The following is a 22,172-nucleotide window of genomic DNA, read 5'->3' as shown; positions in this document are numbered from 1 at the left end:
AATTAAGCATCGGGATTAAAACAACTATGAGGTTAATATCAACAAAATGATAACCCCCGGGCGATTTAAAACGTAGGCTGCAGCAAATAATAACTACATCAAAATGTTACATAACGTTAATACGAAAACCCTTGCTATGTCTGAAACTACGCGTATATTTATACTCGTCAGATGATACGATGAACCCAACCCTAATTACGCGAAAATCATTGGCCGACGAAGTTGCTGTTACATTACAGGAACAACTATTAAAAGGCCTTTACAAAAAAAACCAAAAGCTACCTGTTGAGGCCGAACTGATGAAAAGTTTTGGCGTAGGCCGGTCCACCATCCGCGAAGCAGTTAAAATTTTAGTGAACTCTGGTTTTCTGCGGGTTCAGCAGGGCATAGGTACTTTTGTTGAGGATAGCTCGGGCATTAATGAGCCGCTGGGGCAGCGCCTTAAACGGGCATCAGCTAAACACATTACTGAGGTGCGCGAAATACTGGAAATGAAAATTGCCGAAAAAGCAGCCATGAACCGCACCGGCAATGATATCTCAAAGCTTGAACATGCGCTAAAGAAACGCACAAAGGCTGCGAATGAGAACCTGGTTGAAGACTGTATTGACGCACATGTAAATTTTTGTATCCTGATGGCCGAAGCATCAAAAAACGACATGCTGGCCGATTTGTATAAATTATTTTCGGTTCCCCTTAAAAATGACCTGTTGAACGCGCACCAGGATACGTCCTTTTTTAAAAGCACTTCCGAAAACTATCATAAACTGTTTGATACAGTGTTACGCGAAGACCCCAAAATGGCCTGGCATTGGAGCGGGAAAATTACGGGGCAGATAACGAGGTGAGGTGGTGAGGTGTGAATGGTGAAATTTGAGTCGTAGACCCCGATCGGCAATGGCCCCTTAAAACAACGATATCTGTTGTGCCTTAAAGTCAACTGACCCGTTTTGTTGTATGGCGTAGCTCTCCACCCGTTGGCCGATGTAGTAAACTTCACTCTCCGCATATCGTGAAGCAACTATAATATTTACACCACCGGCACATTCGTCGAAAAGTTGTTGTACCAATTGCGGGTCATTATTGTTTTTTGAAAGGTGGGACAGCAGCAGGTGCGTCATAAACGAAGGCTTGTGTGCCATAAAAAGCTCCAGCGCCTGTTTGTTGGATAGGTGGCCCTGTCCGCCGCGGATACGGCGTTTCAGGTGGTAGGGGTAGCCGCCCTTATCCAGCATTTCATCATCATAATTAGCCTCCAGGAAGGCCGCGTGACACTGACTGAAATGACTGATAAGGTTTTCGCAAACTACGCCTATATCAGTAAACACCCCAACTTTAATCCCCCGGCAGGTTATCGAAAAACTATGCGGGTTACTGGCGTCGTGCTGTTTGGGGAACGCCGAGATATGCAAATCACCAATAACAACGGTTTCAAAGGCCCCGAAGGAGATAACCAGTTCCTGGTCAAGCATTAGTCCGCCACGCCGCAAGGTTGGCGGTGTAATGTAAACCGGCAGGCGGTATTTTTTGGCGATAACCGGTATACCGTTAATGTGGTCAGAATGTTCGTGCGATACAAAAATGGCCTTAACTTTCTTCATCGACAGCCCCAGCCGCAGCATGCGCCGCTCGGTTTCGCGACAGGATATGCCGGCATCAATCAATACAGCTTCGTGCTCGTTACCCACGTAATAGCAATTACCGTTACTTCCCGAATTTAATGACGCGATGAAAAGTGACATATGAGGATACAAATAACGGTATTATTTCGGAATTCGGATTTTCGAATTCGGATTTTTTGAATTAGGAATACTGTTGAAAGACACACAAAAGAAATATCCGTTAATGAAAAATCGCTAATTCAATATTAATTAAATCCGAAATCGAACATCCGAAATCCGAAATTCAATATATTAGCCTCATGGATTCACCAATAACATTACCCGTACTTGATGCTGTTGAATTGCGTGTGCTTGGCTCGCTGATGGAGAAAAGCAAAACCACGCCCGATTATTACCCCATGACCATTAACAGCCTTACGCTTGCCTGTAACCAGAAGACCTCGCGCCGGCCGGTTGTTAATTATGATGACGACACCGTTGCCCAGGCATTAAACACCCTGAAGCGGCGCGGGTTAATATCCACTGCCACCGGTGGGTCAATCCGCAGCGTAAAATACAAACATAACTTTGCCATTGTGTACCCTGTATTACCGGCCGAGGTAGCCATAATTTGCCTTTTAATGTTGCGGGGACCACAAACGCCCGGCGAGATAAATACCAACTCTGGCAGGATGTACGAGTTTGAATCGATAGAAGAAGTGCAGGAGAAACTGGAGCGGCTAAGCAGTCCAGAACTGCCCTTTTTAATGCAGTTGCCCCGCCGCCCGGGGCAAAAAGAAGTGCGCTATGCCCACCTGTTGAGCGGTGTACCCGAGTTTACCGAGGACGATTTTAATGATGACGCACCGATAAGCAACCGCGGCGCCCTTGAGGCACGGGTAACCAAGCTGGAAACCGAACTTGCTGAACTACGCGAAGCTTTTGATAAATTGATGAAAGAATTGACGTAGAGAAAGAGTCAAGAATCAAGAGCCAGGATAAAAAACAAACCCAATTCAACGGTTTGCTACTGACTAGAATAAAACTTTGTCCCCTTCGTCTTGACTCTTGGCTCTTGATTCTTGTCTCTTGGTTCTTGACTCTCTTTTCTTTTCCCTTCTACGATTATATTTTATTTAAAAGTTAAAACTTTAATGGTGTGCCGGGTGTTTGTTTATTGAATTTATAAACACACTAACTAAGTACCTATGAAGAAGTTAAGTTTCGCGATAGTAATCGCATTTGCAGCCTGTGCTATGCAGAGTTGCGGCGGCAACAAGGATGCCAAAGAAAATGCCGATAGTTTAAACAAAACCAAGGACACCACTACAAATGTTGCGGCCACGGGAGGCATAGCGGTAACTGCCGAAGATGCTAAGTTTGCTACTGACGCTGCTAACGGCGGCCTGGCCGAAGTTGCCTTAGGCAAACTGGCCCAAACAAAAGCAAGCAACCCGCAGGTTAAAAACTTTGCCGATATGATGGTTACCGACCATGGTAAGGCAAATGACGAACTGGCTGCCATTGCAAAAGCAAAAAACATTACGCTGCCAGCCGCACCAGATGCCGATCATCAGAAAAAACTGGAAGACCTTGCTAAATTATCAGGCAAAGACTTTGATAAGGCCTATGTTGATGCCATGGTTGACGGGCACAAGAAAACCCTCGACCTGATGAATATGGCGGCTAAGGATTGTAAAGACAGCGAATTAAAAGCTTTCGCCGTTAAGACCGCGCCGGTGGTGCAAACGCACCTGGATGCCATTAATAGGATACATGACAGTATGAAATAATATATGCACTCGCTGTTTAAAGAGGGGAATGGGTATGGCGCCTGTTCCCTTTTTTGTTATGTGTATTCCTGTTTTTTGCTTCGTTCTTAGCTAAAAATACCGTGTACCAAAATGTATCATCTTGTACGGCATTGTATAACCGCCAGCCAATTTTGTATGTTATTTTTGTTACAGAGGTTTAGATAAAAAGCGACCAACGCTTTACAAATTTGGTGGGAACACAGACAAGTACAGGGGCACAAATTCTACTTCAGTGTTATTTCAGCAGCTCACCAGGCAGGGCTCCCGCAGAACCGGGGCCCTGTTTTTTTTCACCCGAGCCGCTTAAAGCTCCTGCACTGTACCCGAAAGTTTTACGTCAGGGTCGCTGGTGGTGCATTTCAGTGTTATTTCGGGTATAACAACTTTTACTTTTCCGCCGGTAACCGTTACTGTTATATCAACATCGGCGCCCAGGTAGGCATACGTTTTTGTAAGGGTGGAAGCCGCAAGCTCAAACTGGTTTGCAGTAAGCGTTCCGCCCACGCCGCCTTTCAGCTTCAATGTTCCGCTTGCCGTTGGCACTGTCGCAAAGCTCACCGAAACGCCGTTAACCCGAAAGTCAGAGGTGGGCACCGCTGTCCAAAAGTTTATTAAAGTGGTTTTGTCGCCGCCGGACGTGTTGGCCCGGCTGGTAATCCCGGTTTTGTAGGTTACACCATCTAATATCCAGCTGTTTTCGCCAGAAGCGGCTTTTTTGGTAGTGCTGTCTTTTTTGCAGGCGATGGTAAACAATACCAGTACCGCAACCATCAATGTAAATGCTTTTTTCATGGGTTTTAATTTTTGTTTGTTTTTATATTACAAACCAACGGCTTTACAAAGGCGGCATCAATAATACAGATGTGGTATTTTTGGGGAAGAAAGCTACAAATCGCAAGGAAGTGAATGGGTGCAACAAAAAAGGCCTCCTAACACTCGCTGTCCGGAGGCCTTAACCTAAACCTTTATTACATGAAGCAAATTGGGTATTTGCGTTAATAAGCATACAAAACTACCTCAACTGCTATTAACAAAAAAAAGCAATCGACCAGCGGGCGGGTTGTATAGATAGAAATCCGCATGGTAACCAAAAAATCTTATTTTTGGCCGTTTAAAGTGCTATTATATGAAAACCCTTGCCGATTTACTTTTGCTGGGCGATGCCCGCCTCTACGAAAGCTGCGATCCCGTTTTGCAAGCCGAGTTGCCACTTGTATACGGATGGGTAGCAGACATGGATAATGTAATGAAGGAGATCAGGATTAAATACAACTTTGGCCGGGCAATAGCCGCTCCGCAACTGGGTATAATGAAACGGCTAATTTATATGAACATTGATAAACCTGTGGTGTTCATTAACCCCGAACTGCATAACCTGAGCGCCGAGCTATTTGAACTGTGGGACGATTGTATGAGTTTTCCCAACCTGCTGGTAAAGGTAAAAAGACACCAGTCCTTAACCATCAAATACCTTGATGAAAACTGGCAACCACAACAATGGCAAATGGAGGGGGCACTATCGGAGCTGTTACAGCACGAATACGACCACTTAAACGGCGTATTATGCACCATGCGGGCAATTGACGATAAGTCCTTTAAATGGAGAGGGTAGTCCAGTCTTCTAGCTGCTCCAGTTTTTAAACGGGTGTACCGCTAAGTTTGAATTTGCATAGCGTCCTTCGTCCGTTACTTCCTGTGTAATCCATGCTGGTTTTTCAAATTTCTCGTCCTCGTGGTTAAGTTCTATTTCGGCCACGATTAATCCTTCGTTATCTCCTGAAAACACATCCACCTCCCAGGTAAAGCCGCTATAGGGTATACGGTAACGTGTTTTTTGAGTGCCATTTTTGGCGAATGTGGCCAGTAGTTCCTCGCCGTCGTTTAAGGGTATTTCGTACTCATATTCGCTGCGGCTTACATTAGTGGAACCCCGGCCTTTTAACGTCAGGTAGCTGTGTGGCCCTGCCACCCTAACCCGCACAACTTTGTCGTCATCACTCAAAATATATCCCTGCCGGTAATGTATGCCCGGTGGCTTATCTAATTTATGCCAGGCATCATGATCAACTAAAAACTTTCTTTCTATTTCTACCCCCATATACGCTAGCTTATTTGCTCAATTGGCAAGTCGACAACAGTTGTTGCCTGGTTATAAAAATCTTTGGTGAGCACCCTAATATTTCTTTTTAGTATGGTCATTTGTTTTTTCAGCGACCCAACAATTACTTTATCGTTAGCTTCGCCGCCCGAGAATAGTTCTATAGCAAGCACGCAGTCGTGCCAATCACCAATGGCGGTTTGTACCCGCTCCAGGTAGTCCTCATTCAACCCTATGGTTAGTACAGGCCGCACCAGTTTAAGATTGTAAATTAAAATTTTTACCAGCTTGCGGCATTCGTGCAATCCCTCGTTAAATTTAATGTTTTTAACAGCGTCGGCTATCTGCTGCAGCAATTTCTGATAAAAAAGATTAATGTGTAAATCGCTTATTGGTGGTATTTTTCCTTCCAACTGGTGTTTCGCGCGACCTATTTTATCAAGATGTTTATCCCCTGCCAATTTAAAATCGCGGTGGGCATTAAGCTGCAGCTGCTGCTGGCTTTCCATCAGCAAATTGTTGCCGGTATGGTGTGCATTACCTAACTGCTGGTTCATAAAAGCATTCCGTATCTCCCCGGCCTTTCTAAAAACACTTTTAACAGGTTTAAAAAGTGGCGCAAGCACGGGAACGTCTTCAACGCTATCAGCCATTATAATAAAGGCTCTCAATTTTTTTACCTGTACCCTAAAGCGGTGCAGGTCTTCGGGATCCTCAGTTTCCAGGTACGCGGCCAGGCTGTCGGTCATGGCTTCCCATTGCTTATCAAAATACTTTTCCTCTTCCCGTTTTTTCATAGCTAACAAAGGCGATGCAGCGGCAACTACAGATTCTTTAAACATAGCCGTGTACATTAAGTTTCGGTTAACACTATTTAATGATAACCTATCAGCTTACACCAGCAGGTTAACCATATACAACCCAACCAAATGTACTTATCCCTGCAAAGTTAAATAATGATATTGCTCATGCTTACAACCGTTGGTTATCACATATTTAAAAGTGCGTGAAACCCATAATTATTAACCACCGTGGTAAAAGTATTGGGAGATATAATATTTATTTTGCCGAAAGTCGAGGGGGTTCCGCTGTATAATTTAGCCATTCGGCTACCAGCAAGTTGGGCACCCAGCTTAAGAAAGCTATGATAAGGTAGTTGTGCGCAAAACCGACGCCACTGCCTACCACCGTAAACAGGAATATATAAAGCCGCAAAGTTACGGCACCAAAGGCAAGTGCGTAACTACGGCGCATCATTTTAATGTGCGGGTTTATGCGGCCCTTTATTACCAGCAACCATGCGGCCAAAGTAAAAACAACCCAAAGCGTGTTCTGTAGCAGGAATGACGTAAAAACCCCCGCGCCGCGATTTACAAACAGCGTCATCACATAAGCACCGGGTGCCGCAAAAAACAGCACGCCGAAAACGTATATCTTTCCCAGTGTTTTGTGCAGCGGCCGGTTGTTGTATACCTTTTTCGAGAACTGGAAAAACCCAATGAACAAAATTATGCTGCTGCCTATAATTTGGCAATAAAAAGCAGGCAGGTACCAGCCGGTTTTAACTGCGGCATGCTTTATCTGCAAAAAGGATGAATGCCCCTTAAAATCGAAATATTGTAAAAAGGTACCGACGCATAATATCGCTACCCAAAAAAAAACCGTATACCACAATACCTTTAGCGCCAGTTTCATTTTGCCGCGAGGGTGTTTTTGGGTGCAGAGCTGCCTTTTAGTCGCTGGTTAATCCAGTTGATATTATATTTATCAATTACGGTTAATGAGTCGTCGACGCTGACATTATAGGGTTGCTTATCTATTGTTTTGCGGTTGTACGATTCCATCATCATAAATATATCTTCCCAGCGTTTGTCCTTGAACTTATAAGCCTAATCAGCAAATATTTCGTTTTTTATCATGCGTAGCATTTCGGGCGTAATTTGATTGATTGTCTTTTTTTGCCGGTGATTATAATCCCCCGGGCCGACAAGCATTGTATAACATCCATTTAAATAACTATCGTCCATTTTTACATACTTGGTAAAGCCAAAAAAGCGGTCGTTTGGCAGTTCGGTCAATTTGTTGTTTTTAACGGCGAAATAATGATAGTACGGGCCACCTGTTATATCTTTAGTAGAATCATAAAGCTCGGAATAAAACGTGGCGCCGGCTTTCACTTCGTACAACGAATCGTTAATTACCTTAATACTGTTCACATCGCAAGCACCGGTCAATGCGTCGCCCCAGGCTTCTTCACGGCTATAATCAGAGCTAATACCTTGCGTAAACAAGCGGTTGTTCTTCTTATCCACAATTATTATATTCTTTTTGTCGTAAAACTCGCTTCTTCCACCTAAAAAGTAATCGCGTATAGAGTAAAACGTAGCTTCGAGCCAGTTTTCAGATGGTTTGGCTGTTGTGGTATAGGTTACCTTATAGTTGAGATGGGTGTCCTCGTAGTCAACTTTACGCAGGGGGTTTTTAAAATCCATCCTTTTATTAATAATATTCAAATCAACCAGGTACGAGGGCGCTATGTAGATTGCCCCATGTTCGGTTTCTGAATTATATTCCGTTATAACATTCAGCGCGCTTTTATATAGGTCGAACGAACCCGCCAGTCCCTTAATTTTCGGCATAATGTCGCTTATTTTCAAATCAACTTTGTCCGAAACTGTCGTGTCCCGCTTCAGGTAAAAATAATCGGCGCCGTTGCGTAAAACAGCAAGGTTATCGCCATCGTTAACCGGGAATACCTGGTCGTAGTTTACCGGTAGCACTATTTTGCCTTTAAGGTTATAAAAGCCTTTTTTACCATCCTTTTCCACCTCAACCAGGCCGGGAAATGTGCCGCTAATGTTGTGTATCAAATCATATTGGGGAGGGATAACTTCCTTTAAATCCGGGTTAACCAGGCCCATTTTGTAAGGCGCTATAACGCTGTCGGGGTAGCGATTAATATCGTTATCCATATCCCATTTTCCTTTAACCACGTAGTAATAGGTCTTTTTGTCAACGTGGGCCAGCCACACAACGGTATCATAAGCCGGCTTAAGTGCCCGGGCCGTTTTAAACGCGGCAATTGTTTCGGGGCTGAACATATCTTTCGGCGGCATCGTTTTTTGCCGCACCACACTTTCATAATCTGCATATTCGGCTAAAAAACGTTTAGCATCAACATCCTGTATTTTATATTGGCGGGGTGTCGTTTTCTTTATTGTGAATTTTAAAAGGGACTCGCGCGAAGCAATCGAGTCGTGGCTAAATTTTGTAACAACGCTTACTATCGCCACATTATCGTTCATCATTTTAATGTTCGCGCTGTTAATGTCAAGACTGATGGTAGCAAGGGGCTTTGAATTGCTGTTAAATTCGCTTTTCCCCGAAAGCAGATTAGCCATACCTAAAAATGAGCGACCGGAACGGCTCTCCGCGAAATACGCCAAAACAGAATCGGGATTGCGTGCTTCAACTTGTTTATTAAAGGCAGTCAAAAATTGGGCTATCTCGCCTTTTTGAGCTTTCTCTGTGGTTTTGCATTTTACCATTAACAATACAGCAGAAATAAACGCAATAGCGACCAGGGTTTTTAGGAAAGGTTTGGATTTCATGATACCAAGATAACAGATTTTATAGGAATCGAAAAAAGAAACGTTTGCAGGAGCGGGAAATCGCTTCAACCCTAAACGAGGCTTTATCATAGTAATGTGTTTAAAACCATAGCTATAGCAGAAATTTCCAGCCGTTAACCGTATGCATCGACCGGGCGAGGTTTGTACCTGTTTACAAACATCACCCGGCTTCTAACTTTTCGTAAAAAAGCCATAGCTTTAACAATTATGGTTTTAAAGAAAATATTACTGTGTGCTGTATTTGCCGGCGCTTGCTTGTTTTGCACCAGGCTATCCGCCCAAAATAAAAATAGCCCGGTGGATAATGTTCTAACCCCTTCCCCGGCGGTTGCGCTGAACGGCTACCTGGGGAATAAGTTAAGCGCATCATTAAACAATCGTATAATGGCGCAGGATGCCGATCGGCTAATTGAACCATTTAAATTGAAAAACCGCACCGAAACACACCTTTGGCAAAATGAATTTTGGGGTAAGTGGTTTACCTCTGCTGTGCTGGCCTACAAATATCAACCCTCAACTGAACTAAAAAAAGTGCTCGACCATTCGGTTAGCGCGTTGCTTGCCACCCAAACTCCGGATGGTTACATCGGCAATTATGCTGCCGGGCATCGCCTGGAAGAGTGGGATATTTGGGGCCGCAAATATTGTATGCTCGGGTTGCTGTCTTATTACGACCTTACCGGCGATAAAAAAAGTCTCAGCGGCGCAATCCGTCTTGCCGATAATTTAATAAGCGAACTAATTAAAAAAGACGGCATAATTGTAACCAAGGGTAATTTCAGGGGCATGGCGGCATCGTCGGTACTGGAGCCCATTTGCCTGTTATATAAAGCCACCCATAATCAAAAATACCTGGATTTTGCAAAGGAAATAGTGCGGCAGTGGGAGACACCTGATGGACCACAGCTGATAAGCAAGGCGAATGTGAACGTTGGTTCGCGCTTTCCGAAGCCCAAAAACTGGTACAGTCCCGAACAGGGTCAAAAGGCATATGAAATGATGTCGTGTTACGAAGGGCTTACCGAACTTTACCGGTTGACGGGTGACGAAACCTACAAAAAAGCGGTAATGGACGCCTGGGAAAATATCCGCGATACGGAAATAAACATTGTAGGATCGGGCGCATCTATAGAGATGTGGTTTGGCGGTAATATACTCCAGGACAGGCCTGTCACCCATTACCAGGAGACTTGCGTTACGGTTACCTGGTTAAAACTTACTGAGCAACTGTTGCGCCTTACCGGCGATTCAAAATACGCTGATGAAGCCGAACGGACATATTATAACGCATTACTTGGTTCCATGAGTGCTGACGGAGCGGTTTGGGCCAAATATACCCCGCTAAACGGTCAACGCCTGCCCGGCAGCGAACAATGCGGTATGGGGCTTAACTGTTGCGAAGCCAATGGCCCGCGCGGGTTATTTAATATACCGGCCTACATGGTTACATCGCGAAAAGAAGGCCTGCAGGTTAACTATTTTTCGGACGGGGTATTTAAGCTTAAAAGCCCGCAAGGCGACAGCCTTGTTTTAACGCAACACACGGCATATCCAAAATCTGGCACTATTGAAATGGATATTAGCCTGCAAAAGCCGCAGGAAATGGAAATTTTCGTCCGTATACCAGCATGGAGTAAAAACACAAAGTTGAGCGTAAATGGTGAGATTGTTAATGATGTACAAGCTGGTCGGTATACCCGCATAAAGCGCACATGGAAAACCGGGGACAAGATTATCGTTGACTTTGATATGCGTGGCCGGGTAATTGAAATGGGCACAACCACCCGCAGCGCGGCAATTATGCGCGGCCCAATAGTTTTGGCAAGGGATTCTCGTTTTGAAGACGCGGGACTGGAAGCCGCGTTAAAACCCGTAACTGATGTAAACGGTTATATTGAACTCGTTGAGGATTTAACCAAAGCCGACGATGTTTACATGGCTTTCAAGGCAAGTTTTATCCCGGAATCATATACCGAAAGCCCTGGAGGGCCGATTAGCATTACGCTTTGCGATTATGCGTCCGCCGGAAATGGAAAACAGCCATCGTTCTATAAGGTTTGGGGAGCGCTGTTGGTGAACAAGGCGGGGGAATGAAATGAAATTTGCAAGGAGACTCTGTTATTGGCTAACGCTATTCGGTACCTGCTACCAAACCATCATTCACACACGAAAACCCAAACAAACAACGATCTTTAATCATGGCCGCTACATCGGCGGGTACATATTGCTCCCACCCGTCTTCATTTTGTTTGATCATGTTCAGCACCTTGTCGGTTTGTACATGCAGGTTGCCTTCGTTGTAGTGGCGTATATCCTCAATCTTGTTGTTGGCTATCAGGTAGCGGTAAAGATCGATAAGGTGGGGCGGCGGGTAAAACCGGAGGCAGTTCCATATTACACCATCGCGCAAGGTGGGGTAAATAAACAACTTTACCTTACGGCTGAACAGGGTGGCGAATGATTCCAGTATACCGCCCGGCAGGTTATTATAGTGTTCTTCCGTAAAAATATATTCGAGGTTGGGGTAGCCCAGCACCATCCCAATTTTTAGTTTGGTAATGCCTGACAGGTAAGCTACCAGCTTATAATATTCATGAAAGTTGGAGATCAATACCGTTTGCCCCAGCGAGCAAAGTATATCTACCCGTTCAAGGAAGTCCTTTTCGTCAATTTCGGCACTCTCGCCGGCGTTACGTTCTTTTAATGCCTGCAGCGTAAGCTCGGCAATTACTACCAGGTTTTTACGGTCGACATCCGGCTCTGCCACAAATTGCTTAACCCCCGTATTTAGCATATCCAAATGCACGTTTATGATAGGCCTGAACCGACCGCGTATAACTACAATATGCTTTTTATACAATACTTCGGATGGCTGCTGGTTTTTGCCGTCGGGGCCAAACAGCGCCGCGTCCGAAAATCCGTATTTTACCAGGTGCAGGCTCATCAAGCGGTTATCAACTTTGGTAAAGTTTGGGCCTTCAAAACGAATCATGTCGATCTGAATGGCATCGCGGGAGAGGTTATCCATCAGCGACAGCAAAAATACTGGCGGTATCTCGGGGTAATAAAAACAGGCATAAATAAGATTTACACCCAATATGCCCACTGCCTGCTGCTGCAAAACGTTGTCGTTATCCAGTAGTTTAACATGCAGCACCACATCATTAAACGGTCCGTTTGGTTCCAGCTGAAAACGGACGCCCATCCATCCATGTCCATCATTTGTTTTGTGATAGTTGAGCGCCGACATGGTGTTTGAAAAGGCGAAAAAGGTTGTTTTATCGCCACGCTGACTGGTCAGGCGTTCAATTAACAGGCCATATTCGTGCTCCAGCATCGATATCAGGCGGGGCTCGCTTACATAGCGACGGCTTTCCTGCGCGCCATAGATGGCATCGGAGAAAACCATATCATAGGCCGACATTGTTTTGGCTATAGTCCCGGACGATGCGCCTGCTTTGAAGAAATTAGCCGCCACGTCCTGCCCGGCGCCGATCTCGGCAAACGAGCCGTAAATCTTAGGATCGAGGTTAATGGCCAGCGCCTTTTGTTTGGTTCCAATTTCTTTATTATGGATGACGTTCATAAACCATTTTTATTTACGCTTGACGGCATGTTCAGTTGTAGTGTGCAGATGTTTTAAAAATACGGCTTTTTTGCGATTTGAATAGGGGAAATTTTAAAAACGGGCAAACGGGGGATTATTTGATAGTAGTTTAACGGGAAATTAATGGTAACCGTCTCCACTTATTAAACGCCTTTAACCACCGACTGCGCTGAGGAGGAGCAAAGGTCGCTGTGATAAAAAACATTTTTCTACCACCCTGTTTAGTTATAACCTCTGGGTTCACTGTGTCTTTTTTCGATAAACTCTGCGGGGATACAAATAAAATTGTCGCTCGTACATTTTTGGCTAAAGCCATTAACACGCTTTTCAAATCCCGTCCCTTAAAAGGGACGGCAATGAAATAGTTCGTTCTTTGCTTCATTGCCGTCGGTTTTAACCGACGGTTAGGGAATAACGAAATAAGGTTTCATCCAAATTCCACCATCCTGCAGAATCCAATAGGAAGCATTTGAGCGACAATTTGATTTGCACCCTCCGTGGTTATTCTTCCGGATAAATTTTAAATTTGAACATACACACCAATTAACGCATGGCCACATCACCAAACATCCTCCTGGCGGTACCGTTTTTTATAGTACGCGATATGGAAGCCTCGTTAAGTTTTTATAGAGATAAACTTGGTTTCACCATGACCCACCAATGGACACCCCGCGGCAAAATTGAATGGTGCAACCTGCAGCGCGACGGCGTTTCCCTGATGTTAAAATAGCCAGCTACGGACGACCACTGGGTGTACCATTTGCAGGAAGCAGGCAAAGGAATCTCCATCTGCTTTCAATGTGCTGATGTGCTGGCGCTGTTCCATGAGTTTAAAGGCAATCGCGTAGAAATTAACGAAGATTGAGAAAGACAATTTGTCTAAATTTTAAACATTTGATAATCAGAATGTTCCACAGCGTTCCAGGTGTTCCACGTGCAAAAACGGAACGCTTTGCGTGCAATAATACTGGTATAGGTTTACACTTTGGTAGCATTTGGGGTTATTTCCGGCCATTGTTCTGTGCGCCGAAAATGGTAAATTCGGACAAGAAAATGGTTGCAATGAAAACGCTGTTCAAGTCTGATCCTAAATTACCCATCTACAGCTTAAGCGAACAGGCAGTGACCATTGAATTTGGCGGGGAAATCAGCCAGGATATCCTTGAAGTCATCACTGGATTTGATCGATCCCTTAACCAATATCCTTTCCCTGGTTTCATAGCTTCTGTGCCTGCTTATACCACACTAAGTGTTTTTTTTGATCCTGTGCGGGTAATTCAATCGGATGAAATGCCCGGTGCAGCTTGTTTTGAAAAAGTGAGCGCCTACCTGTCGCAACTTCACGAAAAGCTGGAAAACACAACAGTGGCTACCGGCAATATCGTAACCATCCCTGTTTGTTATGACGCGGAGTTGGGGCCGGACATTGCGGAAGTCGCGAAAATTCATAAACTCACTGTCGATGCCGTTATCCAATTACATAGCACAACAGAATATAGCGTACATATGATAGGTTTTTTGCCGGGCTTTGCCTATCTGGGCGGAATGTCCGAATCGTTAGCCACGCCCCGGAAGGGCACACCGCGAAATGCTGTACCTGCAGGTTCCGTGGGGATTGCCGGCAAACAAACCGGTATTTATCCGCTGCAAACACCGGGCGGCTGGCAGCTTATCGGGCAAACCCCGGTTAAATTATTTGATGCCAACCGCGTGCAACCCTCTTTGTTAAAGGCCGGCGACCGGGTAATTTTTAAGCCGATAAGCCGGCTCGAGTTCGATCATTTAGTTGCGGCAGAATGAAAATCCGTATACTCAAACCCGGCTTACTGAGTACCATACAGGATATGGGCCGCCGTCACTATCTATCCCAGGGAGTGCCGCTTTCGGGGGCTATGGATAGTTTGTCTGCCCGGATAGCCAACAAAGCCGTGGGGAACACTGACGACCAGGCGGTAATTGAATTTACTTATGCGGATGCCGGGTTTAGAGCAGAAACCGACTTGCTAATTGCTTATGCCGGGGATGGAATGCGATTGCAATGCGCAGCGCAAATTTTACCCCCGGAGCGCCCTGTGTTTATCCCCGCAGGCACCGTCATCCAACTTATCCATAGTTCCATCGGGGTTCATACCTATTTATCCATTGCCGGTGGCTGGGAAATACCCGAAGTACTGGGCAGCAGGAGCACCTGTTTAGCGGCATCGTTTGGCGGCTTTAAGGGCCGCTCGTTGCATGCTGGCGATATATTAAGTGGTATTGGCCAATTAAGTGCTATTTCTGCAAGTTTATTAAGAATACTAAAAAACGAGCAAATCAATTTTGCTAAATGGAGTATTCCGCGGCAGCTCATATTGCCAGCAAACAGGAAGGTTATACGGGTTACCCCGGGCACAGAGGCTGACTGGTTTAACAGCCAATCCATTGTTGATTTTTTTTTGGCTCCTTATATATTGGGCAGGAATAGTAACCGGATGGGGTTTCGTTTGGAAGGACCGGAAATCGTTCGAACAAAAAATGATGAGTTAATTTCAACCGCGGTTACGCCAGGTACCATACAGGTTACCGGCAGTGGTCAAATGATATTGCTGATGGCCGACGGCCAGACAACCGGCGGTTACCCGCGGATTGCACAAGTGGCTTCGGTTGATTTACCGCTTTGCGGCCAGTTGAAACCCGGAGATACCGTATATTTTAAAGAAATAAGCCAGCGTGAGGCTGAAGTTCTCTATCTTAAAAGAGAAGATGAGTTGAGCAAACTAACAACTGCTTTAAAAAGCATATTTTTATAATTTTAATACCACACTATGCAAGTCATTGATTTAAACTGTGATATGGGTGAAGCCTTTGGCAACTACCCCATGCCTAATGATGATATTATAATGGACTATATCAGCTCGGCCAACATTGCCTGTGGCTTTCACGCCGGCGACCCTGAGGTAATGCAACATACGGTTAAAATGGCGATAAAAAAGGGGGTGGCTATCGGGGCGCATCCCGGCCTGCCTGATTTGCAGGGCTTCGGCAGAAGGGAGATGAAAATATCCGCAAATGAGGCCTACCAGATGACGATTTACCAAATAGGTGCTTTATATGGTTTTGTGAAGGCGGCTGGCGGTAAACTACATCATGTTAAAGCACACGGCGCTTTATACAACATGTCCGCAAAAGACGCCGCGCTGGCTAAAGCAATTGTTGAAGCGGTGCATGATTTTGATTCCACCTTAATTTTATACGCATTAGCCGGGAGCGAAATGGTTGAAGCTGCCAAAAAGACGGGCCTGGTTACCGCTTCGGAGGTATTTGCCGACCGGACTTACCAGGACGATGGCTCGCTTACCCCACGCACGCAAAGCAATGCGCTGATCACCGATGAGCAACAGTCTATCGAACAGGTTTTAATGATGATGAAACAACAACAGGTGGTTTCTGTAAACAAAAAGAATATCCCGCTAAAGGCCGAGACCTTGTGCCTGCATGGAGATGGGTTGCATGCTGTAGAGTTTGCTAAAATGATCCGTTCAAAGCTTCAAAGCGAGGGGGTTACCATCAAAGCACCCTCGTTATGACGAAAAAATCTAACTGGAGCGTTTTACTGGGTGCAGCATTCCTGATGGCCTCGTCGGCTATCGGACCGGGTTTTTTGACCCAGACCGCTGTATTCACCGCCCAGTTAGGTGCGAGTTTTGGATTTGTTATCCTGCTTTCCATTTTGCTGGATGCCATCGCTCAGCTCAACATCTGGCGCATTATTGCAGTAGCCGATAAACCCGCGCAGGATATAGCCAATAAAGTATTTCCGGGCCTAGGTTATTTCCTTTCCATCCTGGTGTTTTTAGGTGGTATGGCTTTTAATGTAGGCAATATCGCGGGCGCGGGCCTGGGTTTAAATGTATTGTTCGGCGTAAGCGTTAGCCAGGGTGCGGCCATGAGCGCTATTATTGCCATCGGCATTTTTATTTATAAAGAAGCAGGAAAGGTTATGGACACGTTTGCCAAAACCATGGGCCTGCTTAAAATATCACTCGCCCTGTTTATAGCTTACATCAGCAAACCTCCTTTAGCCGAAGCCGCATTGCGGGCCGTTAATCCCACACATTTTAGCTTTACCGCCGTATTGACAATTGTCGGCGGAACGGTAGGCGGCTATATCACATTTTCGGGCGCACACCGCTTGCTGGACGCCCGGCAGACTGGGATAGCAAATTTGCCGGCCATTAACAAAGGTGCGCTAAGCGCCATCGGCCTGGCGTCAACCATGCGGCTGTTACTGTTTATTGCAGCCCTGGGTGTAGTTAGCGCTGGCGGAAAATTAAACCCGGATAATCCTGCCGCATCGGTATTTCAATTAGCCAGCGGCGCATTTGGGTATAAGATATTTGGCCTTGTCATATGGTCGGCTGGTATCTCTTCTGTAGTGGGTTCGGCGTATACTTCTGTTTCGTTCATAAAAAGCTTCCACCCGGTGATATTGAAATTCAACAGGGAGATCATCATTGCATTTATCATCGTATCCTGTATCATTTTCGAAATAATTGGTAAACCGGTTAAAACCCTGCTGACCGTTGGCGCCATTAATGGCTTTATATTGCCTATTGCCTTAGGGGTAATGCTTGTGGCGGCCTATCGCTCCAAAATAGTGTTCGCTTACAAACAGCCATTATGGCTCACCATTTTGGGCGTTATCGTCGTGGTTGCTATGACTTATATGAGTTGTGGCGCAATTGTGCAGATGCTGGGTTATTGAATTGAAAAAAGCCTGTTTGCAAATTGAGCATTTATGCACAGATGTCTTCTATGCTGGGCGCGATATTCGTTCCGACATATTTTATATTCAGTAAATCTAAAACACTATATGCCACAAAATTGGCTCATCACGCCCTCATTACGTCCGGGCCGCGGCCTGGATATTGTTCGTATCGTTGTAGCGCTCGTTTTGAGCGTACATTCCATCGTCAGGATGACTGATGGCCTGGTCGGTGATTTCGGGGAATTCCTAAGTTCCGTCGGTTGCCCCTTCAGTGTAGCGCTTGCATGGTTCGTTACCCTTTCTACTTTGGCCTCCAGCGTTGCGCTTGTTATTGGCCGCCTGGTTATTCCGGCCAGCATTTGCCATATCATCGTTCTCATGATGGGCATCCTGTTCGCCCATAGGCACAGCGGCTGGTTTGTTGTAGGTGGCGGCAGAAACGGCATGGAGTTCAGCGTGGTACTTATTGCTTGTTTGTTCGCTGTGATGTGGTCGTGTTGGCCAGGGAAACAAAAGATCTGAAGCAATATCGCAGTCATTCGCGAACCCCGTTATTGAGTTAAAACAAAAATGCCTCCTTTAGTAAATTGAGCATTTCTGCACAGATCTGTGCTGTTCCCGACACTACATTCGTTCCGAAATAATATTTATAATAAACAATCGAAAACTTTGTATGTCACAAAATTGGCTTATCACACCCTCATCCCGACCTGACCGTGGCCTGGATATTGTTCGTATCGTTGTAGCGCTCGTCCTGAGTGTTCATTCCATCACCCGGATAATAGGCGGGGATGTGTCCGGTTTCGGGGAATTCCTCGGCTCCATCGGCTTCCCGCTGGGCGTGGCGCTCGCATGGCTTATTACGCTTTCTACTTTAGCCTCCAGCGTTGCACTCGTTGTTGGCCGCCTGGTTATTCCGGCCTGTATCTGTCACATGGTTATTCTTGTGATGGGTATCTTTCTCGACCATATGCACGACGGCTGGTTTGTAGTGGGCGGCGGCAGAAATGGTATGGAGTATAGCGTAGTGCTTATTGCCTGTTTGTTCGCTGTGCTTTGGTCGTATTGGCCGCGGAAACAATAAACTGCAAAAGCGGCCCAGCTTCTTATTTCATAGAGTCATTTACCGGCCTGCTGTCTACAAATTGCTCAAAGCTGATGATCTTGCCTGCTTTTAATTTCCATACGTGGGCTACCCTGGCCTCCATTAACCGGCCTGTGGCTTTGTAAGTACCTGCGTAAGTGCCATAGGCAACCACCTTATCCTCACTTGCAACATAGTCTTCCGGTGTGAACTTATAATCGATCCATTCGCTTCCCAAACGGCTAAAAACGTTCTTTGTAATATTTTCCAAACCGATATAAGTACCACCGTATGGAAATCCTTTAGCTTCTGTCCAGGCTATATTTTCAGCAACATGTTCCGCAAGGTTCCTGCCGTTTTCTTCGGAAGTTTTCCCTTCATATGTGCTCTTTACTATCTCTAAATTCGTCATTCGTTTTTAATTTAAAAGAACAACCCGGCAGTGCCATAAACACTGCCAGGTTAATAATTTTACCATTTCATTTCGCCGGAGTTTACTTTTGCACCTAGTTGCAGAGCGATATCAAAAGTAAGCGTAGGATATTTGGCTTTTATTGTGGCTATGATAGCGCCTGATGTTTTGTTGGTTTTCAAAACCTCTTCATAGAACTCTATATAGGTTTTTGTGTGCTTCACAGCGCTAAGGTCGAATGCGCTTTCAGATTTGGCGTGAGCCGGAACCACAATTGCGGGCTGTAACGCTTCAATTTTGTCCAAAACATTTATCCATTGCTGGCGGGCCTCCGTTGTTTGTGCATCTGCCATCCAAAGATTGAAAGTGGTCCCAAAAACGTTGATGCCACCTATCACGGCTTTTATGGAAGGTATCCATACAAACGTTTTGGCCGGAAATTCTTCTAAGCCAATGATCTCTACTTTCTGGCCTTCCAGGTCAATGCTATTGCCTTTTAAAACCTGTGGTAAAACAACATTCGAAGTAATGTTTTTACCCAATTGAGCGCCCCACACATCTAATTTTTTCTGGGCCGTCGCTTTAATGTGTTCCACTGTTGCCGGTGCGGCATAAGCTGTAACTTCCGGAAAATATTTTTTGAATACTTCCAATCCGAAATAAAAATCAGGGTCGCCACAAGAAATATAAATAGCGGTTAATTTTTTGCCTGATTTTTTGATTTGCTGAGCTACTTTTTCAGCGTCAGCCAGGGTGAATTGCGCGTCGATCAGAACGGCATCCGTTTTTCCTGATACGACAACCGAAGATACACCAAAACTATTTTCTGATGCGTTGTAAACTTGTAGCGTTAAACTGTTTGTTTCAATAGTTTTGAAACTTTGTGCCTGTACGTCCATTTTTAATAAAATTAAGATGATTAAAAAAGCTGTTGAAATAACTGGTTTCATTTTTTTGTTGCTAGTGACGATGCAAAGATGGGGGCACCGGGTACCAGGAAAGATTGAACAAGTTCAATAAATCAAATTCCGTTTACTTTTTGTGGGCAAGCTTGTTGCGTATTTTACTTAAAAACTCATGACTAATGCCCAGGTAGGCTGCCATTTGCAGGTTAGAAAGGCGCTGGTAGATTTGAGGGTATTTTTCTATAAAGTCAGCATAGCGCTGGTCGGCAGTTTTACTCAAATTATCTACCATTCTTCGTTGTAAGGCAACGTGGGTTTTTTGCGTCATTACCCTAAACAGCTTCTCTATTTCAGGTATGTTTGTGTAAGCAAACTCTTTGTCTTTTTTCGAGATCAACAGTACCTCGCTGTCTTCAAGTGCTTCAATATAAAGCTGCGACGGCAGGCTGTTAGTAAAGCTGTCGATATCAGTTACCCACCAGTTTTCAATAGCAAAATAAAGTATCTGTTCATCGCCGTTTTTATCAATATGATAAACCCGCAGAATCCCTTTGGTAACAAAACCCTCAAACTTGCAAACTTCACCTGCCCGCAGTAAGAAACTCTTTTTCTTTATCAGACGTTGTTGAAATAAGCTGCAAAACGCTTCTGTTTGAGCCGCTGGTAGTGTGATATGCCGGTTAATATTTTGTTTAAGCAATTCTGTCATAGGCGGCTGGCAGGTCGGGTGCTAATAAGAAAACTTGAGATAGCACTTCAAATTTGCCGAAACAAGATACGAAAATTAAAGTAACGACCATTCCATAGTCTGGCAGAATAAAAGTTAAAAAGTCTATTTTATCCCGCCAAACGCAGCGAAGCATGAGTTTTTATGTAATATCTCTACGTTACTAAATCCAACTTTGGCAAGCAAGGCAAGCTGGTAATTGAGCGAACGGGGAGTGTCTTCATAATTTACGTAGTCCATTACTTTCTGGCGGTATTCGGGGCCACCAAGTGTCTCCAAATAACTGCAATACTTATCCCCGAACAACTTAGTGATAACATCGGAATCGTGAGAGATCAAGTCAGACACCCAAAAGCTGCCGCCCGGTTTCAGCGTTTTATAAATTTTATTGAACATTAGCTCCCAGTCGTCGTCATCGCGTAAATGGTGCAGCGTGGCTGCGGCAAGGATAATATCAAAATGATTGTCCGGCAGGTCCAGGTTTCGCATGTCATCCTGGATTAAAGTGACGCTGCCCCCAGTTTGCGGTGTAACCCTTTCTTTAGCTTTTTGCAACATTGGCAGGCTCAAATCATTCAGGGTGCAATTTAGGCCGGGGATTTTACCCAACATCTTCAAGGTATAGTTACCCGCGCCGCAACCAATATCCAGCAGTTCCGTTGCATGCGGATTAGCATACTTTGCGGCTTCTGTACACAACTCCATGGTTAGTGGTGCGTCGATGGTGGTTAGCTGGCCTGTTTCGAGGTTCGAAAAACGTTCGGTGTCTTTATCAAACCTTTCCCTTATCTCCTGGTTTGTTGCCTTTTTTGAATAATCCGTTTTCATACTTACATTTTGGTTTTGCCGAAGTTACCGGGTTTAATCATATTTGCAAAGTATCAACAACCTATAGTTTACCTGAAGATTAATTCAAAGGTTTTTAATGTCCTTTGCTATCAGGCCAATGTGGTTGTCTAGCTGGTGCCCGCCGCTTTCAATTTCGCGAAAAGTTGCTGCCGGAAGCTTATGCGTGTAGGCTGTTAGATTATCAAAGGGTACCTCTTCGTCGTCGCGGCAATGGTATAACAAGATTTGGGTATTTTCCGGAAGCCGTTCAGCGAAATCATCCCGGAGCTTTAGCCCCTGTTTCCAATCCTCTTTGCCGATCCAAAAGGGTGTTGATACCAGGAAAACCCCTACTATCTTTTTCGAAACCTTATTTTCAGCAAGGTATTTGAGCAGTAACGAAGCCCCTAACGAATGTGCGACCAGAATAACATCGCCGCTGAGTTTACCAATTTCGTTCCCGATCTGCTTCAACCAGCCAAAATCCGGGAGGGCCTCGTCGGTTTGCATTCGGGGATAACTAATCTCATAATCCTTCCCTAATGCTTCCTGCAGCGATGCTGCCAACTTTGCATCTGCCTCGTAGCCATCGTTGCCACCGCCTTGTATAAAAAGCACTTTTTTTTTCATGTCCAACTATTTATAATTCAATCTAAAAGACTTCTATTAAATCGTGTGCCAAGGGAATTGCGCCCTAAACCCAGCGAAAGGCGATAA

General features: G+C 45.0%; 26 protein-coding genes. 12 read left to right on the top strand and 14 right to left on the bottom strand.

The window, feature by feature from the left end:
- Positions 1-179 precede the first annotated feature (179 nt).
- A complete protein-coding gene (locus NAF19_RS18275; protein WP_252791771.1) occupies positions 180-848 on the top strand; it encodes a FadR/GntR family transcriptional regulator in 669 nt (222 codons plus the stop codon).
- Between the two features lie 57 nt (positions 849-905).
- On the opposite strand, the gene NAF19_RS18270 is transcribed toward NAF19_RS18275, so the two are convergent.
- Entirely contained in the window at positions 906-1,742 is an 837-nt protein-coding gene (locus NAF19_RS18270; RefSeq protein ID WP_252791770.1) for an MBL fold metallo-hydrolase, read from the bottom strand.
- A 179-nt stretch (positions 1,743-1,921) separates the two neighbouring features.
- Here NAF19_RS18270 and NAF19_RS18265 point away from each other — a divergent pair, with 179 nt between their 5' ends.
- Positions 1,922-2,572 carry a YceH family protein gene (locus NAF19_RS18265; RefSeq protein ID WP_252791769.1) on the top strand — a complete coding sequence of 217 codons (651 nt, stop codon included), beginning with the start codon at positions 1,922-1,924 and terminating at the stop codon, positions 2,570-2,572.
- 237 nt (positions 2,573-2,809) lie between these two features.
- Positions 2,810-3,394 (top strand): DUF4142 domain-containing protein, encoded by a 585-nt coding sequence (locus NAF19_RS18260; RefSeq protein WP_252791768.1) that lies wholly within the window; start codon positions 2,810-2,812, stop codon positions 3,392-3,394.
- Between the two features lie 324 nt (positions 3,395-3,718).
- On the opposite strand, the gene NAF19_RS18255 is transcribed toward NAF19_RS18260, so the two are convergent.
- Positions 3,719-4,207 (bottom strand): hypothetical protein, encoded by a 489-nt coding sequence (locus tag NAF19_RS18255; RefSeq protein ID WP_252791767.1) that lies wholly within the window; start codon positions 4,205-4,207, stop codon positions 3,719-3,721.
- Between the two features lie 334 nt (positions 4,208-4,541).
- Between NAF19_RS18255 and NAF19_RS18250 the strand changes: the two genes are divergently transcribed.
- Entirely contained in the window at positions 4,542-5,027 is a 486-nt protein-coding gene (locus NAF19_RS18250) for a peptide deformylase (protein ID WP_252791766.1), read from the top strand.
- A gap of 9 nt (positions 5,028-5,036) precedes the next feature.
- Here NAF19_RS18250 and NAF19_RS18245 read toward each other — a convergent pair whose 3' ends face one another.
- The 5 genes from NAF19_RS18245 to NAF19_RS18225 all read right to left on the bottom strand — a co-directional run bounded on the left by NAF19_RS18245 (position 5,037) and on the right by NAF19_RS18225 (position 9,124).
- Entirely contained in the window at positions 5,037-5,513 is a 477-nt protein-coding gene (locus NAF19_RS18245) for a CYTH domain-containing protein (RefSeq protein ID WP_252791765.1), read from the bottom strand.
- Positions 5,514-5,518: 5 nt separating this feature from the next.
- A complete protein-coding gene (locus tag NAF19_RS18240) occupies positions 5,519-6,355 on the bottom strand; it encodes a CHAD domain-containing protein (protein ID WP_252791764.1) in 837 nt (278 codons plus the stop codon).
- Between the two features lie 217 nt (positions 6,356-6,572).
- Positions 6,573-7,208 carry a DUF2306 domain-containing protein gene (locus tag NAF19_RS18235; RefSeq protein WP_252791763.1) on the bottom strand — a complete coding sequence of 212 codons (636 nt, stop codon included), beginning with the start codon at positions 7,206-7,208 and terminating at the stop codon, positions 6,573-6,575.
- Positions 7,205-7,363, bottom strand: a complete 159-nt coding sequence (locus NAF19_RS18230; protein ID WP_252791762.1) for a hypothetical protein — start codon at positions 7,361-7,363, stop codon at positions 7,205-7,207. The genes NAF19_RS18235 and NAF19_RS18230 overlap by 4 nt, the downstream gene beginning before the upstream one ends.
- A gap of 39 nt (positions 7,364-7,402) precedes the next feature.
- Positions 7,403-9,124, bottom strand: coding sequence for a WG repeat-containing protein (locus tag NAF19_RS18225; RefSeq protein ID WP_252791761.1), 1,722 nt, complete (start codon positions 9,122-9,124; stop codon positions 7,403-7,405).
- A gap of 228 nt (positions 9,125-9,352) precedes the next feature.
- Between NAF19_RS18225 and NAF19_RS18220 the strand changes: the two genes are divergently transcribed.
- On the top strand, positions 9,353-11,239 hold the full coding sequence (locus NAF19_RS18220) for a glycoside hydrolase family 127 protein (RefSeq protein WP_252791760.1): 1,887 nt from the start codon (positions 9,353-9,355) through the stop codon (positions 11,237-11,239).
- Between the two features lie 37 nt (positions 11,240-11,276).
- Here the strand turns inward: NAF19_RS18220 and NAF19_RS18215 are convergent, their stop codons facing one another.
- Together NAF19_RS18215 and NAF19_RS18210 are read right to left on the bottom strand one after the other, a co-directional pair.
- A complete protein-coding gene (locus NAF19_RS18215) occupies positions 11,277-12,731 on the bottom strand; it encodes a TonB-dependent receptor (protein WP_252791759.1) in 1,455 nt (484 codons plus the stop codon).
- Between the two features lie 130 nt (positions 12,732-12,861).
- On the bottom strand, positions 12,862-13,134 hold the full coding sequence (locus tag NAF19_RS18210) for a hypothetical protein (RefSeq protein WP_252791758.1): 273 nt from the start codon (positions 13,132-13,134) through the stop codon (positions 12,862-12,864).
- 168 nt (positions 13,135-13,302) lie between these two features.
- On the opposite strand from NAF19_RS18210, the gene NAF19_RS18205 reads away from it, so the two are divergent.
- The 7 genes from NAF19_RS18205 to NAF19_RS18175 all read left to right on the top strand — a co-directional run bounded on the left by NAF19_RS18205 (position 13,303) and on the right by NAF19_RS18175 (position 18,583).
- Complete coding sequence (locus NAF19_RS18205; protein ID WP_252791757.1) at positions 13,303-13,482, top strand: VOC family protein; 180 nt, start codon at positions 13,303-13,305, stop codon at positions 13,480-13,482.
- A gap of 332 nt (positions 13,483-13,814) precedes the next feature.
- Positions 13,815-14,552 carry a 5-oxoprolinase subunit PxpB gene (gene pxpB / locus NAF19_RS18200; RefSeq protein WP_252791756.1) on the top strand — a complete coding sequence of 246 codons (738 nt, stop codon included), beginning with the start codon at positions 13,815-13,817 and terminating at the stop codon, positions 14,550-14,552.
- The gene (locus NAF19_RS18195) at positions 14,549-15,541 is read left to right on the top strand and encodes a 5-oxoprolinase subunit C family protein (protein ID WP_252791755.1); all 993 of its coding nucleotides are present in this window, start codon (positions 14,549-14,551) and stop codon (positions 15,539-15,541) included. The genes pxpB and NAF19_RS18195 overlap by 4 nt, the downstream gene beginning before the upstream one ends.
- A 15-nt stretch (positions 15,542-15,556) precedes the next feature.
- Positions 15,557-16,318: a LamB/YcsF family protein gene (locus NAF19_RS18190; RefSeq protein ID WP_252791754.1), complete on the top strand. Its 762-nt coding sequence runs from the start codon at positions 15,557-15,559 to the stop codon at positions 16,316-16,318.
- Positions 16,315-17,496 (top strand): NRAMP family divalent metal transporter, encoded by a 1,182-nt coding sequence (locus tag NAF19_RS18185; RefSeq protein WP_252791753.1) that lies wholly within the window; start codon positions 16,315-16,317, stop codon positions 17,494-17,496. The genes NAF19_RS18190 and NAF19_RS18185 overlap by 4 nt, the downstream gene beginning before the upstream one ends.
- 33 nt (positions 17,497-17,529) lie before the next feature.
- Positions 17,530-18,021 (top strand): DoxX family protein, encoded by a 492-nt coding sequence (locus NAF19_RS30815; protein WP_370362892.1) that lies wholly within the window; start codon positions 17,530-17,532, stop codon positions 18,019-18,021.
- A 151-nt stretch (positions 18,022-18,172) separates the two neighbouring features.
- Positions 18,173-18,583, top strand: a complete 411-nt coding sequence (locus NAF19_RS18175; protein WP_252791751.1) for a DoxX family protein — start codon at positions 18,173-18,175, stop codon at positions 18,581-18,583.
- A 22-nt stretch (positions 18,584-18,605) separates the two neighbouring features.
- Here the strand turns inward: NAF19_RS18175 and NAF19_RS18170 are convergent, their stop codons facing one another.
- The 5 genes from NAF19_RS18170 to NAF19_RS18150 form a co-directional block, all read right to left on the bottom strand.
- Positions 18,606-18,995 carry a nuclear transport factor 2 family protein gene (locus tag NAF19_RS18170; protein ID WP_252791750.1) on the bottom strand — a complete coding sequence of 130 codons (390 nt, stop codon included), beginning with the start codon at positions 18,993-18,995 and terminating at the stop codon, positions 18,606-18,608.
- 59 nt (positions 18,996-19,054) lie between these two features.
- Complete coding sequence (locus NAF19_RS18165; RefSeq protein WP_252791749.1) at positions 19,055-19,945, bottom strand: MBL fold metallo-hydrolase; 891 nt, start codon at positions 19,943-19,945, stop codon at positions 19,055-19,057.
- An 82-nt stretch (positions 19,946-20,027) separates the two neighbouring features.
- Positions 20,028-20,609, bottom strand: a complete 582-nt coding sequence (locus NAF19_RS18160; protein ID WP_252791748.1) for a Crp/Fnr family transcriptional regulator — start codon at positions 20,607-20,609, stop codon at positions 20,028-20,030.
- 123 nt (positions 20,610-20,732) lie between these two features.
- On the bottom strand, positions 20,733-21,455 hold the full coding sequence (locus NAF19_RS18155; RefSeq protein ID WP_252791747.1) for a class I SAM-dependent methyltransferase: 723 nt from the start codon (positions 21,453-21,455) through the stop codon (positions 20,733-20,735).
- An 84-nt stretch (positions 21,456-21,539) separates the two neighbouring features.
- On the bottom strand, positions 21,540-22,085 hold the full coding sequence (locus NAF19_RS18150; protein WP_252791746.1) for an alpha/beta hydrolase: 546 nt from the start codon (positions 22,083-22,085) through the stop codon (positions 21,540-21,542).
- Positions 22,086-22,172: the final 87 nt, after the last annotated feature.

It is taken from the genome of Mucilaginibacter flavidus, assembly GCF_024055575.1.
GTDB classification, from domain to species: Bacteria; Bacteroidota; Bacteroidia; order Sphingobacteriales; family Sphingobacteriaceae; genus Mucilaginibacter; species Mucilaginibacter flavidus.
The sequence above is the reverse complement of the archived record's forward strand: the minus strand, read 5'-3'. Positions and strand labels throughout refer to the sequence as shown.

Coding starts and splice junctions, on each gene's coding strand:
- NAF19_RS18275 (WP_252791771.1), top strand. CDS start 180: ATGAACCCAACCCTAATTACGCGAAAATCATTGGCCGACGAAGTTGCT.
- NAF19_RS18270 (WP_252791770.1), bottom strand. CDS start 1,742: ATGTCACTTTTCATCGCGTCATTAAATTCGGGAAGTAACGGTAATTGC.
- NAF19_RS18265 (WP_252791769.1), top strand. CDS start 1,922: ATGGATTCACCAATAACATTACCCGTACTTGATGCTGTTGAATTGCGT.
- NAF19_RS18260 (WP_252791768.1), top strand. CDS start 2,810: ATGAAGAAGTTAAGTTTCGCGATAGTAATCGCATTTGCAGCCTGTGCT.
- NAF19_RS18255 (WP_252791767.1), bottom strand. CDS start 4,207: ATGAAAAAAGCATTTACATTGATGGTTGCGGTACTGGTATTGTTTACC.
- NAF19_RS18250 (WP_252791766.1), top strand. CDS start 4,542: ATGAAAACCCTTGCCGATTTACTTTTGCTGGGCGATGCCCGCCTCTAC.
- NAF19_RS18245 (WP_252791765.1), bottom strand. CDS start 5,513: ATGGGGGTAGAAATAGAAAGAAAGTTTTTAGTTGATCATGATGCCTGG.
- NAF19_RS18240 (WP_252791764.1), bottom strand. CDS start 6,355: ATGTTTAAAGAATCTGTAGTTGCCGCTGCATCGCCTTTGTTAGCTATG.
- NAF19_RS18235 (WP_252791763.1), bottom strand. CDS start 7,208: ATGAAACTGGCGCTAAAGGTATTGTGGTATACGGTTTTTTTTTGGGTA.
- NAF19_RS18230 (WP_252791762.1), bottom strand. CDS start 7,363: ATGATGATGGAATCGTACAACCGCAAAACAATAGATAAGCAACCCTAT.
- NAF19_RS18225 (WP_252791761.1), bottom strand. CDS start 9,124: ATGAAATCCAAACCTTTCCTAAAAACCCTGGTCGCTATTGCGTTTATT.
- NAF19_RS18220 (WP_252791760.1), top strand. CDS start 9,353: ATGGTTTTAAAGAAAATATTACTGTGTGCTGTATTTGCCGGCGCTTGC.
- NAF19_RS18215 (WP_252791759.1), bottom strand. CDS start 12,731: ATGAACGTCATCCATAATAAAGAAATTGGAACCAAACAAAAGGCGCTG.
- NAF19_RS18210 (WP_252791758.1), bottom strand. CDS start 13,134: ATGAAGCAAAGAACGAACTATTTCATTGCCGTCCCTTTTAAGGGACGG.
- NAF19_RS18205 (WP_252791757.1), top strand. CDS start 13,303: ATGGCCACATCACCAAACATCCTCCTGGCGGTACCGTTTTTTATAGTA.
- pxpB (WP_252791756.1), top strand. CDS start 13,815: ATGAAAACGCTGTTCAAGTCTGATCCTAAATTACCCATCTACAGCTTA.
- NAF19_RS18195 (WP_252791755.1), top strand. CDS start 14,549: ATGAAAATCCGTATACTCAAACCCGGCTTACTGAGTACCATACAGGAT.
- NAF19_RS18190 (WP_252791754.1), top strand. CDS start 15,557: ATGCAAGTCATTGATTTAAACTGTGATATGGGTGAAGCCTTTGGCAAC.
- NAF19_RS18185 (WP_252791753.1), top strand. CDS start 16,315: ATGACGAAAAAATCTAACTGGAGCGTTTTACTGGGTGCAGCATTCCTG.
- NAF19_RS30815 (WP_370362892.1), top strand. CDS start 17,530: ATGCACAGATGTCTTCTATGCTGGGCGCGATATTCGTTCCGACATATT.
- NAF19_RS18175 (WP_252791751.1), top strand. CDS start 18,173: ATGTCACAAAATTGGCTTATCACACCCTCATCCCGACCTGACCGTGGC.
- NAF19_RS18170 (WP_252791750.1), bottom strand. CDS start 18,995: ATGACGAATTTAGAGATAGTAAAGAGCACATATGAAGGGAAAACTTCC.
- NAF19_RS18165 (WP_252791749.1), bottom strand. CDS start 19,945: ATGAAACCAGTTATTTCAACAGCTTTTTTAATCATCTTAATTTTATTA.
- NAF19_RS18160 (WP_252791748.1), bottom strand. CDS start 20,609: ATGACAGAATTGCTTAAACAAAATATTAACCGGCATATCACACTACCA.
- NAF19_RS18155 (WP_252791747.1), bottom strand. CDS start 21,455: ATGAAAACGGATTATTCAAAAAAGGCAACAAACCAGGAGATAAGGGAA.
- NAF19_RS18150 (WP_252791746.1), bottom strand. CDS start 22,085: ATGAAAAAAAAAGTGCTTTTTATACAAGGCGGTGGCAACGATGGCTAC.